Origin of the sequence: Sphingobium sp. LMA1-1-1.1 (assembly GCF_040676365.1) — a bacterium.
GTDB lineage: Bacteria > Pseudomonadota > Alphaproteobacteria > Sphingomonadales > Sphingomonadaceae > Sphingobium.
Map to the genome: position 1 here is coordinate 17059 of NZ_JBEGHS010000002.1, position 12096 is coordinate 29154.

General features: G+C 66.8%; 13 protein-coding genes and 1 tRNA gene. 13 read left to right on the forward strand and 1 reads right to left on the reverse strand.

What is annotated here, in order from left to right; translation table 11 throughout:
- The first annotated feature begins 70 nt into the window (after positions 1 to 70).
- The gene (locus MRBLMA1_RS05190) at positions 71 to 964 is read left to right on the forward strand and encodes a DMT family transporter (protein WP_363735587.1); all 894 of its coding nucleotides are present in this window, start codon (positions 71 to 73) and stop codon (positions 962 to 964) included.
- Here MRBLMA1_RS05190 and MRBLMA1_RS05195 read toward each other — a convergent pair.
- On the reverse strand, positions 961 to 1716 hold the full coding sequence (locus tag MRBLMA1_RS05195) for an enoyl-CoA hydratase-related protein (RefSeq protein ID WP_363735448.1): 756 nt from the start codon (positions 1714 to 1716) through the stop codon (positions 961 to 963). The two genes, MRBLMA1_RS05190 and MRBLMA1_RS05195, sit on opposite strands and share 4 nt — an antisense overlap.
- Before the next feature lie 120 nt (positions 1717 to 1836).
- Here MRBLMA1_RS05195 and MRBLMA1_RS05200 point away from each other — a divergent pair, with 120 nt between their 5' ends.
- The 12 genes from MRBLMA1_RS05200 (at position 1837) to MRBLMA1_RS05255 (ending at position 12081) form a co-directional block, all read left to right on the forward strand.
- On the forward strand, positions 1837 to 2826 hold the full coding sequence (locus MRBLMA1_RS05200; RefSeq protein ID WP_363735449.1) for a bile acid:sodium symporter family protein: 990 nt from the start codon (positions 1837 to 1839) through the stop codon (positions 2824 to 2826).
- A gap of 4 nt (positions 2827 to 2830) precedes the next feature.
- Positions 2831 to 3346, forward strand: coding sequence for a phosphoribosyltransferase (locus MRBLMA1_RS05205; RefSeq protein WP_363735451.1), 516 nt, complete (start codon positions 2831 to 2833; stop codon positions 3344 to 3346).
- A gap of 92 nt (positions 3347 to 3438) precedes the next feature.
- Complete coding sequence (locus MRBLMA1_RS05210) at positions 3439 to 3648, forward strand: hypothetical protein (RefSeq protein ID WP_363735452.1); 210 nt, start codon at positions 3439 to 3441, stop codon at positions 3646 to 3648.
- A gap of 7 nt (positions 3649 to 3655) precedes the next feature.
- Positions 3656 to 5266, forward strand: a complete 1611-nt coding sequence (locus MRBLMA1_RS05215; RefSeq protein WP_363735454.1) for a phytoene desaturase family protein — start codon at positions 3656 to 3658, stop codon at positions 5264 to 5266.
- Positions 5267 to 5333: 67 nt separating this feature from the next.
- Complete coding sequence (locus MRBLMA1_RS05220; RefSeq protein WP_133654613.1) at positions 5334 to 6329, forward strand: aspartate carbamoyltransferase catalytic subunit; 996 nt, start codon at positions 5334 to 5336, stop codon at positions 6327 to 6329.
- Positions 6330 to 6426: 97 nt separating this feature from the next.
- On the forward strand, positions 6427 to 7650 hold the full coding sequence (locus MRBLMA1_RS05225) for a dihydroorotase (protein ID WP_363735456.1): 1224 nt from the start codon (positions 6427 to 6429) through the stop codon (positions 7648 to 7650).
- A gap of 98 nt (positions 7651 to 7748) precedes the next feature.
- Positions 7749 to 7824 (forward strand) — tRNA-Trp (locus MRBLMA1_RS05230).
- A 171-nt stretch (positions 7825 to 7995) separates the two neighbouring features.
- Positions 7996 to 8202, forward strand: coding sequence for a preprotein translocase subunit SecE (gene secE, locus MRBLMA1_RS05235; RefSeq protein WP_133654611.1), 207 nt, complete (start codon positions 7996 to 7998; stop codon positions 8200 to 8202).
- 29 nt (positions 8203 to 8231) lie between these two features.
- Entirely contained in the window at positions 8232 to 8768 is a 537-nt protein-coding gene (gene nusG / locus MRBLMA1_RS05240) for a transcription termination/antitermination protein NusG (RefSeq protein WP_133654610.1), read from the forward strand.
- 189 nt (positions 8769 to 8957) lie between these two features.
- Entirely contained in the window at positions 8958 to 9389 is a 432-nt protein-coding gene (gene rplK, locus MRBLMA1_RS05245) for a 50S ribosomal protein L11 (protein WP_007709087.1), read from the forward strand.
- A 4-nt stretch (positions 9390 to 9393) separates the two neighbouring features.
- A complete protein-coding gene (rplA, locus tag MRBLMA1_RS05250) occupies positions 9394 to 10092 on the forward strand; it encodes a 50S ribosomal protein L1 (RefSeq protein WP_363735459.1) in 699 nt (232 codons plus the stop codon).
- A gap of 240 nt (positions 10093 to 10332) precedes the next feature.
- Positions 10333 to 12081: a DEAD/DEAH box helicase gene (locus tag MRBLMA1_RS05255; RefSeq protein WP_363735461.1), complete on the forward strand. Its 1749-nt coding sequence runs from the start codon at positions 10333 to 10335 to the stop codon at positions 12079 to 12081.
- Positions 12082 to 12096 lie beyond the last annotated feature (15 nt).

The following is a 12096-nucleotide window of genomic DNA, read 5'->3' on the forward strand; positions in this document are numbered from 1 at the left end:
AACAGGGCGCCACGGTCCTCCATTTCGCAGGCGGCCCTTGACCTGAACGCTCATCCGCAGCACCAGCGGCATCATGCATGGCGCCGCGACCGACCCCTCGCCTCCCCACCGGCTGATGATCGGGCGCCCGGAACTGGCGCTGATCGGCATCACGCTGCTGTGGGGCGGCACCTTCCTGATCGTGCATCAGGCCATGCGGCACAGCGGACCGCTGTTCTTCGTCGGGCTGCGCTTCGGCACCGCGGCGCTGATGGCCCTGCCCTTCGCCCTGCCCGTCCTGCGCGGCGTCACGCAGCGCGAATGGCTGGCCGGAACGATGATCGGCTCGGGCATTTTCTGCGGCTACACGCTCCAGACCTGGGGTTTGCAGACAATCCCCAGCAGCACTTCCGCCTTCATCACGGCGGCCTATGTGCCGCTGGTCCCGATATTGCAATGGGCCATCCTGCGCCGGCGGCCGCGCCTGGCAAGCTGGATCGGCGTCGCTCTGGCCTTTGTCGGGCTGCTGCTGATCGCCGCGCCGGCCGAAGGTCTGTCGCTCGGCCGGGGCGAGGCGCTGACGCTGGTCAGCACGATCGCCATTGCGCTGGAGATCATCTTCATCAGCCTGTGGGCCGGCCGCGTCGACGTGGCGCGCGTCACCTTCATCCAATTGGCGGTGACCTCCCTGCTGGCCTTCGCCTGCATGGTGCCAGCGGGAGAGGCTGCTCCGCCCTTTTCCTGGATCGTCACGCTGTCGGCTTGCGGCCTGGGGCTGATGACGGCGCTGATCCAGCTCGTGATGAACTGGGCGCAATGCAGCGTGTCGGCGACGCGGGCGACGCTGATCTATGCCGGGGAGCCGGTCTGGGCCGGCCTCATCGGCTGGATCGCCGGCGAACGCCTGCCCGGCAGCGCCCTGCTGGGCGGCGTGCTGGTGGTCGCGGCCGTGATCGTCAGTGAAATACGCTTCGGACGGCGTTAGCGGCGGAAAACTGGCGCGCGCTTTTCGAAGAAGGCCGCGAACGCCTCCTGCGCCTCGGCGGATTGAAGCGTCTCGCGGAAAAGACGCGCCTCTTCCTCGATCCGCTGGTTCAACGCCGTCAGGTCGCCCTTCATCAGCCGGCGCGTCGCGGCCAGCGCCTGGGGCGGCTTGGCCATCAGCATCGCCGCCTTCCGCCGGGCGTGGTCCAGCAGCACGTCGCCCGGCACGATCGCGGTGACAAGGCCCGCCTGATCGGCGGCCTGCGCATCCAGCGGCTCGCCCAGCAGAAGCATGGCGGCCGCCTTGGCATAGCCCAGCGCTGCCGGCGCCAGCAGGCTCGACCCCGCCTCCGGCACGATCCCCAGATTGACGAAGGGCATGACGAAGCGCGCATCGGGCGCCGCATAGACCAGGTCGCAATGGAACAGCATGGTCGTCCCCACGCCCACGGCAAGCCCCTGGACCGCCGCGACGATCGGCTTTTCGAAATTGGCGATGGCGCGGATGAAGGCAAAGGCCGCCTCGCCGCCCTGCGGGCCGGCCATGAAATCCTTCAGGTCATTACCCGCGCAGAAGGCGTCGCCCTTTCCCGCGAACAGCACGGCGCCGATTTCGGTCCGGGCGGCTGCGTCCACCAGCGCACCGGTCATCGCGCGGTACATGTCTGCGGTCAGCGCATTCTTCTTGTCGGGCCGGTCGATATGGATCTCGATAATGCCCTGATTGTCCAGGATGCCTATCCCCTCGCTCACGACCGGAATCTCCTTGCTGTTCCTGCGCCCGTTTCCGCGCTCCCTCGTCCGCCGCGACTGTTGGCTGATCGGCGCAGGCGCGTCTATCCTTTTCCGACCATCCTGCCTAAAGGCGACCCAATGCAACGCCTGCGCGAGATTCTGGACCCTTTCCTGCTGCTGCTGATCGGTACGGTGGCGCTTGCATCGCTTCTGCCAGCGCGCGGAAGCGCCGCTGCTGTGGCCGGCGCCGCTGCGGACGCCGGCATCGTCCTGCTCTTCTTCCTGCACGGCGCAAAGCTGTCGCGCGACGCGATCTGGGACGGTACCCGGGCCTGGAAACTGCATCTGGCGACGCTGGGCACGACCTTCGCGGTCTTTCCCCTGATCGGGCTTGCGACCGGACAGGCGACGGCAATCCCACCTTCGATGCGTGCGGGCTTGCTGTTCCTGACCTTGCTGCCCTCGACCGTCCAATCCTCGATCGCCTTCACCGCCATTGCGCGGGGCAATGTCGCGGCGGCGGTGGTCAGCGCATCCTTCTCCAACCTGCTGGGTATCGTGCTGACGCCCGCGCTCGTCGCGCTGACGATGGAAGAAAGCGGGACCGGCAACCTGATCTCGCTCTCCTCGATCGAGGATATCCTGCTGCAGCTATTGCTGCCCTTCATCGTCGGGCACCTTTCGCGACCATGGATCGGCGGCTTCATCAGCCGGCACAGGGCAATGATGGGTCGGGTGGATCGCGGGTCGATCCTGCTGGTGGTCTATGCCGCCTTCAGCGCGGCGGTGGTGGAAGGATTGTGGCAGAAGGTGTCGCGCGGCGAATTGCTGTTGCTGGCGGCGATCTGCATCGCCATGCTGGCCACCGTCCTGCTCTTCACTCATTTGCTGGGGCGGCTGCTCGGCCTGTCGCGGGAGGATGCGATCGTGCTGCAATTCTGCGGATCGAAGAAAAGCCTGGCGACGGGCGTCCCCATTGCCGGTGTGCTGTTCCCCGCCAACGCGGTGGGACCGATCCTGCTGCCGCTCATGCTCTTCCATCAGATCCAGTTGATGGCCTGTGCGGTGCTGGCGCGCCGCTACGGCGCGGCAGCAGACGCCAGGGCGCATCTGGCTGCGGCGACGTGACGCGATGGACCAGCCGATCCTGACGCCCATCACCATGAATGCCTTTCTCGGTCAGATCGACGCGCTGGTCCGGGCCATGACAGCGTCGCAATGGCGCCCCGATTATCTGGTGGGCATGGGCCGTGGCGGCCTCGTTCCCGCCACCTATCTCAGTCATGCTACCGGCATTGCCATGCTGTCCGTCGATCTCTCGGCGAAGCTGCCCGACTTCGGCGATGCGCTGCTCGCCAGACTGGCGGAGCGCGCCGCAGCCGGCGAAAGGCTGCTGTTCGTCGACGACATCAACGACAGCGGACGGACGATCAACGCCGTGCGCCATGCCCTGGCCGCCGCTCCGGCGGGATCAGCGCGCTTTGCCGTCCTGATGGACAATATCCGGTCCGCGGCGAGCGTGGACTATTGCGCGGACAGGATCGACCGCAGCGTCACGAAGGACTGGTTCGTATTCCCGTGGGAAGCCGTGGCCAACCGCGACAGCATATTGGCCGACTGGAGCGACGTGCCGGAAAGGACCGCATAGGACGCGTCCTCCCGCCATTGCCGTGGGCAGGCGATTATTGTACATGTGTAAAACGTGTCAGCTTGGGTGGGGCTAAGATAGTGAAATATGGCATGGAGGCGTGTTCCGACGCGGCATGGGCGCTGCATGCCATCCATTCCCGATGCGCGGAACGGACCCGTCGGCATTTCTTCTCCCGCATACCTTATGCGGGGGATGAGCGGCGGCCGCTTTCGCCCTATGCCGGGCCGTGGCTCACTTTCGACAAATATCCCGCGCAGCCAGGCGTGACGCGGCTGCAGCGCGCAGCGGCCGCGGGATGAAGCCGGCATGACCAGGGCCTATGACGCGGTCATCATCGGCGGCGGCCATAACGGCCTGGTCTGCGCCTTCTATCTGGCGCGCGCCGGGTACCGGGTGCGGATAGTCGAACGGCGCGCCATTGTCGGCGGCGCCGCCGTGACGGAGGAATTCCACCCCGGCTTCCGCAATTCCGTGGCCAGCTACACGGTCAGCCTGCTCCACCCCCGGATCATCCGCGACATGGCGCTGGCCGAACATGGCTATCGCGTGCTCGAACGGCCGATCAGCAACTTCTTCCCCCAGCCGGACGGCCGCTATCTGAAGCTGGGCGGCGGGCTGGAACGGACGCAGGCGGAGTTCGCGAAGTTCAGCAGCAGGGATGCCGCCACCCTCCCCGCTTATTATGACGCGCTGGAGGTCGTCGCCGACCTGTTGCGCGACATGACGCTGCGCACACCTCCCAATGCAGGCGACGGGCTGGCGATGATCGCCGCCGCGCTCCGGCAGGGCCGGCGGATCGGCGGACTGACGCTGGAACAGCAGCGGGACGTGCTCGAACTGTTCACCCGCTCAGCGCGCGGCTTCCTCGACGGCTGGTTCGAGAGCGAGGCGGTGAAGGCCGCCTTCGGCTTCGACGCTGTGGTGGGCAACTACGCCTCGCCCGACGCGCCGGGCAGCGCCTATGTGCTGCTGCATCATGTCTTCGGGGAGGTGAACGGGAAGAAGGGCGCCTGGGGCCACAGCGTCGGCGGCATGGGCACGATCACCCGCATCATGGCCCAGGTCGTGCGCGACCTGGGGGTGGAGATCAGCCTGGAGGCGCCGGTCGCGTCCGTGCTGGTCGACGGCGCGCGCGCCGTGGGCGTCCGGCTGGAAAGCGGCGAGGAAGTGATGGGCCGGGCGATCATCGCCAATGTCGGCCCCAAACTGCTCTATGAGCGGCTTATGGACCCGGCCGACCTGCCGCAGGATTTCCTGAAGCGTATCCGCGGGTTCAAGGCGGCATCGGGCACCTTCCGCATGAATGTCGCGCTGTCGTCCCTGCCCGACTTCACCTGCCTGCCCGGCGTGGGCGAACATCACCAGTCGGGCATCACCATCGCGCCGACGCTCGACTATATGGACCGCGCTTATATGGACGCGAAGCGCGAGGGCTGGTCGCGCCAGCCGATCGTCGAGATGCTGATCCCCTCGACCGTGGACGAAAGCCTCGCCCCGCCCGGATGCCATGTGGCCAGCCTCTTCTGCCAGCAATTCGCGCCGGTCCTGCCCGACGGCCGCAGCTGGGATGAGGAACGAGAGGCGGCGGCGGATCACATCATCGCGACGGTCGACGCGCATGCGCCCGGCTTCGCCCGATCGGTGATCGCGCGGGACATCCTCTCCCCGCTCGACCTGGAACGGAAATTCGGCCTGGTCGGCGGCGACATCATGCATGGCAACATGACCCTGGACCAGCTCTGGGCGGCTCGCCCGGTCCTGGGCCACGGCGCCTATCGCGGACCATTGAAGGGCCTCTACATGTGCGGCGCGGGCACGCATCCGGGCGGTGGGGTGACCGGCGCGCCGGGGCATAATGCGGCGCGGGAGGTGTTGAAGGACGGCACGCTGCTCGGCCGCTGGCTCGGCCGGGGCTGACCGCGCGGGGGAAGGAAAGGGGGAGCATACTTGCCCTGTCCCCCACCCTCGCCTAAAGGGTGGGCTCATGCCCGACATCACCGTTTCCTCCGCCCCGCCCGACCTGACCGGCCGGGCGTTGTTTCCGCATCGGCACCTGCTGTCCATCGCCGACCTCAAGCCCTGGGAAATCCGTTTCCTGCTAGACGAGGCGGAACATTGGGCAAGGAGCAACCGGGGCGGCGCGCGCAAGCATGACGACCGGCTGGCGGGCATGACCCAGATCAACGCCTTTTTCGAAAACAGCACGCGCACCCTGCTGTCCTTCGAAATCGCGGGCAAGCGGCTGGGCGCGGACGTCGTCAACATGCACGCCGGCCAGTCCAGCGTGAAGAAGGGCGAAACGCTGATCGACACCGCCATGACGCTCAACGCCATGGCCGCCGACGTGATCGTCATCCGCCACGCCAGTTCGGGCGCGGTCGCGCTGATCGCGGACAAGGTCGACTGCCCGGTGCTGAACGCAGGCGACGGCTGGCACCAGCACCCGACCCAGGCGCTGCTCGACGCCCTCACCATCCGGCGGCGCAAGGGCGGGTTCGAGGGGCTGGTCGTCGCGATTTGCGGCGATGTCCTGCACAGCCGGGTGGCGCGCTCGAACATGCTCTGCCTCGCCGCGCTCGGCGCGCAGGTCCGCGCCGTCGCCCCGCCGACGCTGATGCCGCCAGAGGTCGAGATGCTGGGCGCCACGCCCTGCCATCGCATGGACGAAGGGCTGGACGGCGCGGACGTCGTCATGATGCTGCGGCTCCAGAATGAGCGGATGGACGGCGCCTTCATTCCCTCCGCCCGCGAATATCACATGCTCTACGGGCTGACGCCGGAACGGCTGGCGATCGCCCGGCCCGACGCGCTGGTCATGCATCCCGGCCCGATGAACCGGGGTGTGGAGATCGCCAGCGTCGTCGCCGACCACCCGGAACGCTCCGCGATCACGGAGCAGGTGGAGATGGGCGTCGCCATCCGCATGGCCTGCCTGGACGTACTGACCCGTGGCGCGCGCGGCGTGGAGGGCTGGGCATGAAAACCCCTGTCCCGCCACTGGCGCCGACCCTGTCGAAGCCCGGCATTCCCCTTCAGGAACAGCCCCTCGGAAAGACAGAGGGATGGAGCGCAGCCCGATGACCAGAATCGCCATCATCAACGGCAAGCTGGCAGACCCTGCCGCCACGGACCTCTCGCCCGGCATCATCCTGATCGAGGATGACCGCATCGCGGCGGCGGGCGATGTCGCCGTCCCGGCCGATGCGGAAACCATCGATGCAGCCGGCCTCGTCGTCGCGCCCGGACTGATCGACCTCGGCGTCTTTGCCACCGACAAGCCCGCCTTCCACTTCGGCGGCATCACCCGCGCAGCGCTGATGCCGGATCAATCCTCGCCCCTGGACGATGCCGGCCTCATCCGCCAGGCGACGCGCGCGGGCAAGCCCGACTTCTGGGTCCACCCCATCGCGGCGGCAACGCGCGGCCTCAAGGGCGCCGAACTGGCCGAGATCGGCATGATGCAGGCGGCAGGGGCAAGGGCGGTCGGCACCGGACGCCAGTGGATCGCCGATTCAGGCGTGATGATGCGCGTGCTCTCCTATGCCTCGGGCCTTGGCCTCACCGTCATCACCCATGCGGAGGACAGCGGCCTGACGGGCAAGGCGGTGGCGACCAGCGGCGAGACGGCGACGCGGCTCGGCCTGCCCCACGCGCCCGCCTGCGCAGAGGCGATGGCCATCGCCCGCGACATCATGCTGGCGCGGGCGACGGGCGGCGCGATCCATTTCCGGCTGGTGACGACCGGCGCCGGTTTCGACCTGATCCGCGCGGCCAAGGCAGAGGGCCTCAAGGTCACCTGCGGCATCAGCCCGGCCTATCTCTTCCTCTCCGACAATGCCGTGACGGACTTCCGCACCTTCGCCCGGCTCTCTCCGCCGCTGCGGTCGGAGGATGACCGAAGGGCCACCATCGCCGCGGTCGCCGACGGCACCGTCGACGTCATCACGTCCAGCCACGATCCCCGCGGGCCGGAGGACAAGCGCCTCCCCTTCGCCGACGCCGCCCCCGGCATGGCGGGTGCCGAAACGCTGCTCGCCCTCTCGCTCAACCTGGTGCGGGACGGGCATGTGACGCTCAACCGGCTGATGATGCTGCTCAGCGCCAATCCGGCGCGGATATTGGGCGTCAATGGCGGCAGCTTCGCGGCGGGCAGCGCAGCGGACCTGATCTTCGTCGATCCGGACGCGCCCTGGATCGTGGATTCGGGAAAGATGGCTGCACAGGCCGGGAACACGCCGTTCGACCGCATGCCCGTGCAGGGACGCGTGCGGCGCATCATGAAGGGCGGCAATTTCCTCTAGGGCGATTTCCAGGCGATCGGAACATGCGCTCAGTTTCCCGCTTGCTCTCCCCGGCATGCCACGCTAAAGCGCCCTCCTTCGCTGGCCCCGGCCAGTGCAGGAGTGTAGCTCAGTTGGTAGAGCGTCGGTCTCCAAAACCGAATGCCGGGGGTTCGAGTCCCTCCACTCCTGCCAGGCGAACTGGCCGCGACCCCTTGAAATATCGGGGTTTCGCGGCTAGCTGCGCTTGACGAAGCATGGGTCGCGAAGCGCGGCCGCACCCCCGGACGCCAAACAGGGCGGGATCGGGAGGGCGGACTGTTGCTTCGCGCTTTGGTGTTTGTTCGAAGGGTTTTGAGGCAGGCGATGGCGAAGGTTTCTCCGGGCGAATTCGTCAATCAGGTGAAGACCGAAGCGTCGAAGATCGTGTGGCCCACCGGCCGCGAAACGATCATGACCGGCGTGATGGTGGTCATCATGACCTCGCTGCTGGGCCTGTTCTTCTTCGGCATCGACACCTTCTTCGGCGCGGTCGTCCAGTGGCTGCTGGCGTTCGCCGCCGGCCAGGCATAACGGCCTAAACGGGAGTTTGAGACGGTAACATGGCGCGCTGGTACATCATCCACGCCTATTCGGGCTTCGAGAACAAGGTCAAGGAATCGATCCTGTCCGAAGCCGAGCGCATGGGCCTCTCCCAGCTGGTCGAGCAGGTGGAAGTCCCCACCGAGACCGTGACGGAGGTAAAGCGCGGCAAGAAGGTGCAGGTCGAGCGCAAGTTCATGCCCGGCTATGTCCTCGCCAAGCTGGCGATGAACGACGACATCTATCACCTCGTCAAGAACACGCCGAAGGTGACGGGCTTCCTGGGGTCGAGCGGCAAGCCGCAGGCCATCAGCGAGGCGGACGCCGCCCGCTATTTCGGCGCGCAGAAGGCGGCAGAGGCCGCGCCCAAGCACAAGATCAACGTCGATTACGAGATCGGCGACAGCGTCAAGGTGCTGGACGGCCCCTTCGCCAGCTTCAACGGCACGGTCGAGGAGCTGGATTTCGAAAAGAACCGGGTCAAGGTGTCCGTGTCGATCTTCGGCCGCGCCACCCCGGTCGAACTGGACTTCGAGCAGGTCGAACTGTCCAAATGATTTCACGTCACCCCGGCGCAGGCCGGGGTTTCGTGCCTTCACGCCGTTCCCTTGCGGCCTGAGGTCCCGGCCTTCACCGGGATGATGACAAGGGTAAGTGCGGGAGGCGGATGTTAAGTCCGCTGCTTGACCGCTAAACTTGAACCGGTGGATTTGCTCGCAAATCCACCAGCAACAGAGTGAGTGAAAATGGCCAAGAAGATTACGGGCTATATCAAGCTCCAGGTGCCCGCTGGAGCCGCCAACCCCTCGCCGCCGATCGGTCCGGCGCTGGGTCAGCGCGGTGTGAACATCATGGAATTCTGCAAGGCGTTCAACGCCTCGACGGAAAAGATGGAAAAGGGCACGCCGCTGCCGACCATCATCACCGTCTATGCGGACCGTTCGTTCAGCTTCGTGACGAAGCAGCCGCCCGCCACCTACCTCATCAAGAAGGCCGTCAATCTGAAGTCGGGTTCCAAGGAACCGGGCAAGGTCGTCGCCGGCAAGATCACCCGCGCCCAGCTCGCCGAAATCGCGCAGGCCAAGATGGTTGACCTGAACGCGAACGATATCGACGCGGCGACGAAGATCATCGAAGGCTCCGCCCGCGCGATGGGCCTCGAAGTGGTGGAGGGCTGAGATCATGGCAAAGCTGACGAAAAAGGCGAAGGTCCTGGCCGCTGCCGTTGACCGCGAAAAGCTGCACGGCGTCGACGAGGCGCTGGGCCTCATCAAGACCCACGCGACCGCCAAGTTCGACGAAAGCGTCGAAATCGCGATCAACCTGGGCGTCGATCCGCGTCACGCCGACCAGATGGTCCGCGGCGTCGTGACCCTGCCCGCCGGCACCGGCAAGGACGTGCGCGTCGCCGTGTTCGCCCGTGGCGACAAGGCTGAAGCCGCGACCGCCGCTGGCGCCGATATCGTGGGTGCAGAAGACCTGCTGGACTCGATCCAGGCCGGCAATATCGACTTCCAGCGCGTGATCGCCACTCCCGACATGATGGGTCTGGTCGGTCGCCTGGGTAAGGTTCTGGGTCCCAAGGGCCTGATGCCGAACCCGAAGCTGGGCACCGTCACCCCGAACGTCGCCGAAGCGGTCAAGGCTGCCAAGGGCGGCCAGATCGAATTCCGCGTCGAAAAGGCCGGCATCATCCACGCCGGCCTCGGCAAGGCCAGCTTCTCGGCCGAGGACCTGCGCAAGAATTTCGACGCCTTCGTCGACGCGATCGTCAAGGCGAAGCCGTCGGGTTCGAAGGGCAAATATGTCCGCAAGATCGCCCTGTCGTCCTCGATGGGCCCGGGCGTGAAGGTCGACGTGGCGGAAGTCGCTTCGGTCTGATCCCTCGCGGATGAGAGAAAAAGGGGCCGCCTTCCCTCTTTGCGGGGGAAGGCGGCCTTCTTATTTGGGCTATTCTCCCCTTGCGGGGAGGACACCGTGACCTTCGGCGGAATCGCCAAGGGACGGTGTGAACTTCGGGGCGAGTGACCTTCCGCCCCGGCTTCCGCATCGGCTGAAGCGACAAACAGGTCATCATGTATCCGTCGGGAATGGCGGGTCGCTTTACCGATGGAAATAGAAATGTCTTTCGAACACCTCCCTGCCCTCCTGTCCGACGCGCTGACGCGGAAAGGCTATGAAAGCCTGACGCCCGTGCAGGCAGAGGTCACCCAGACCGAAGCCGAAGGCCGCGACCTCATCGTCTCGGCGCAGACCGGATCGGGCAAGACGGTCGCCTTCGGCCTTGCCATGGCAACCGAACTGCTGGGCGACCAGAACCGCCTGCCCGTCGCCGCCCGGCCGCTGGCGCTGGCGATCGCGCCGACCCGCGAACTGGCGCTTCAGGTCGCGCGCGAACTGGAATGGCTCTATGGCGAGGCCCGCGCCCGCATCACCACCTGCGTGGGCGGCATGGACGCCGCCAAGGAACGCCGCGCGCTTTCGCAAGGCGCGCATATCGTCGTCGGCACCCCGGGCCGCCTGCGCGATCATCTGGAACGCGGCGCGCTCGACCTGTCCGCCATCAAGACGGTGGTGCTCGACGAAGCGGACGAAATGCTCGACATGGGCTTCCGCGAGGATCTGGAGGAGATTCTCGACGGCGCGCCCGACAACCGCCGCACGCTGCTTTTCTCCGCCACCATGCCCAAGCCGATCGTGGCGCTGGCCAAGCGCTACCAGAAGGACGCACTGCGCATCTCCACGGTCAGCGATGAACGCGGCCATGGCGACATCAGCTACCAGGCGGTAACGGTCGCGCCCGCCGATATCGAAAATGCGGTGGTCAACCTGCTGCGCTATCATGAGGCGGAAACGGCGATCCTCTTCTGCGCCACCCGCGACAATGTCCGGCACCTGCACGCCAGCCTGACGGAACGCGGCTTCGCGGCGGTGGCGCTGTCGGGCGAGCACAGCCAGAATGAGCGCAACCACGCGCTCCAGGCGCTGCGCGACCGCCGGGCGCGGGTCTGCGTCGCCACCGACGTGGCCGCGCGCGGCATCGACCTCCCCAATCTCAGCCTCGTCGTCCATGTCGAAATCCCGCGCGACGCGGAAACGATGCAGCACCGCTCCGGCCGCACCGGCCGCGCCGGCAAGAAGGGCACGGCCGTGCTGATCGTCCCCTACCCCCGCCGCCGGAGGGTCGAATCCATGCTGCGCGGCGCGAAGATTCCCGTCGAATGGGGCACCCCGCCCGGCAAGGAAGCGATCCAGGAGCAGGACAATGCGCGCCTGCGCGAGAAGCTGATGGAGCGTGCCGAACTCGACGAGCAGGACTGGGCCCTGGGGGCAGAGCTGCTGGCCGAAAAATCGCCCAAGGAAATCGCCGCCATGCTGGTGAGGAGCGCCCGTGCCGCCCTCCCCGCCCCGGAGGAACTGCTGGATGCGAGCGAGGCACCCGCGCGCCGCGACGGGCCGCGTCCGGGCTTTGAGGATACGGTCTGGTTCCGCATGGACATCGGCCGCAACCAGAACGCCGATCCGCGCTGGATATTGCCGCTGATCTGCCGCCGCGGCCATGTGTCACGGCAGGAAATCGGCGCGATCCGCATCGCCGCCAATGAAACGATGTTCGAAATCCCCTCCGCCATCGCGGCGAAGTTCATCGGCGCGGTGAAACGCACCGGGCAGGCAAGCGACGAGGGGGCGGAAGTCGCGATCGAACAGATCGAGGGCAAGCCCCGCGAAATGGCGCGCGAGAACCGGCGCGACGGCGGCCCGCGCGGCAAAGGCCGCCCCAATGAAGGGCGCGGACCACAGCCCGCTTATGGCGCGCGACCCTTCAAGGGCGGCCCGCGCAAGAGCGGCCCGCGCAAGCCGAGAGGCTGAAGAGATGAAGCTCGT

Bases quoted from the DNA above. Each gene is read 5' to 3' on its own strand.
- rplA (WP_363735459.1), top strand. From the start codon at position 9,394: ATGGCAAAGCTGACGAAAAAGGCGAAGGTCCTGGCCGCTGCCGTTGAC.
- MRBLMA1_RS05210 (WP_363735452.1), top strand. From the start codon at position 3,439: ATGGAGGCGTGTTCCGACGCGGCATGGGCGCTGCATGCCATCCATTCC.
- MRBLMA1_RS05255 (WP_363735461.1), top strand. From the start codon at position 10,333: ATGTCTTTCGAACACCTCCCTGCCCTCCTGTCCGACGCGCTGACGCGG.
- MRBLMA1_RS05200 (WP_363735449.1), top strand. From the start codon at position 1,837: ATGCAACGCCTGCGCGAGATTCTGGACCCTTTCCTGCTGCTGCTGATC.
- nusG (WP_133654610.1), top strand. From the start codon at position 8,232: ATGGCGCGCTGGTACATCATCCACGCCTATTCGGGCTTCGAGAACAAG.
- secE (WP_133654611.1), top strand. From the start codon at position 7,996: ATGGCGAAGGTTTCTCCGGGCGAATTCGTCAATCAGGTGAAGACCGAA.
- MRBLMA1_RS05225 (WP_363735456.1), top strand. From the start codon at position 6,427: ATGACCAGAATCGCCATCATCAACGGCAAGCTGGCAGACCCTGCCGCC.
- MRBLMA1_RS05215 (WP_363735454.1), top strand. From the start codon at position 3,656: ATGACCAGGGCCTATGACGCGGTCATCATCGGCGGCGGCCATAACGGC.
- MRBLMA1_RS05220 (WP_133654613.1), top strand. From the start codon at position 5,334: ATGCCCGACATCACCGTTTCCTCCGCCCCGCCCGACCTGACCGGCCGG.
- MRBLMA1_RS05205 (WP_363735451.1), top strand. From the start codon at position 2,831: ATGGACCAGCCGATCCTGACGCCCATCACCATGAATGCCTTTCTCGGT.
- rplK (WP_007709087.1), top strand. From the start codon at position 8,958: ATGGCCAAGAAGATTACGGGCTATATCAAGCTCCAGGTGCCCGCTGGA.